This is a genomic window from Algoriphagus boseongensis (genome assembly GCF_004362805.1).
GTDB lineage: Bacteria > Bacteroidota > Bacteroidia > Cytophagales > Cyclobacteriaceae > Algoriphagus > Algoriphagus boseongensis.
In genome coordinates this window covers 1-1073 of sequence record NZ_SNYF01000004.1, presented here as the reverse complement: position 1 = coordinate 1073, position 1073 = coordinate 1, and the positions used below count along the sequence as shown (strand labels likewise).

The window sequence follows — 1073 nt, the reverse complement described above, 5'->3', positions numbered from 1 at the left end:
ACCTCATTCAGCTCCAAAGCGTAGGAAGAACTCCAACTCGTAGAGCGCATCGTCACTCGGTTGTCTTCAATCACCGCAGCGGTCAACCTGTCCACATATAGCCCGTATTGGAAGGGACCCGTGATTTCATTGCCCCGGAACTCAAAACCAGGCGCTCGATAGGAACCTGAACTCCCGCCCCGGTAGTACATCCCCTTTCTGCCTCCCACGATCTGATTGTTGAAAAACCGAACATTCGTGGAGATCGAAGGATCCAAGCGAATATTGCCCAACTCTGCACTCGTGCTGCCTGTGTCAGGACTCTCCATCCTGCAGCCTTCAAAAAGAATGTTGTCTAGGCGATTTACAGACCACACCGTTCTGGCAAAGGAAGTATTGGTCGCCTGAATGTTCAGGTTCCTGAATATCAGATCACTCGCATTGTCCAGTCTGATTACATAATTATCCGACGATACCGTGGAACTGAACCGGATGGTCACATCCCCAAGATTGCCCGTGGCCGGTTCGTAGGTCACCGTATTAGTCGACGAGCCGCCCGCAATGTCTTTGATCAGCACCTGCTCCTCATAGGTACCCGAGGCGATCTCAAACACCACCGGACCGTCCACTCCGTTCAGAATCATCGCATCCACCGTGGCCTGTATCGTCGTGAAGTTTCGCACTCCCGTTCCTGCTGGATCGATCGTATAAGTCCCCGAAAGCGGACTCAGTCCTTCCGAATCGTATTCGTTTGCACCCATACTCGGAGTAGACTTCCTTGCCAATCCGTTTATGTCTGTTGTAACTTCGGCCAGCGGTGTTCCCGCATTGGCCAAAGCCGGGGAACTCGCCGTCAGATCCGTATCGCTGGCAAACTGCGGATCAAAACTCAACGAGTTGGCATCCACTGCCCATCTGTTTTGCCAGCTTTCCAGGTCTCCGAAATATTCATTGCCTAATCTTCCCACATACGTCCCCGAGGTAAACAGGTCATTGTAATCCATCTCCACCAGACCCGTGCTGTTGCTCACAAAAACCGCCTGACCCGTATTGGCCCTGAAAATGTTGTTCTTCAACCTGTTGCCAGCCGATGC

At 52.3% G+C, this 1073-nt stretch carries 1 protein-coding gene; it reads right to left on the bottom strand.

From position 1 onward, the window contains the following. Window positions 1-1073, bottom strand: a 1073-nt coding sequence (locus DFQ04_RS18255; protein WP_208110492.1) for a PemB family protein, incomplete at both ends; no start/stop codon positions are given.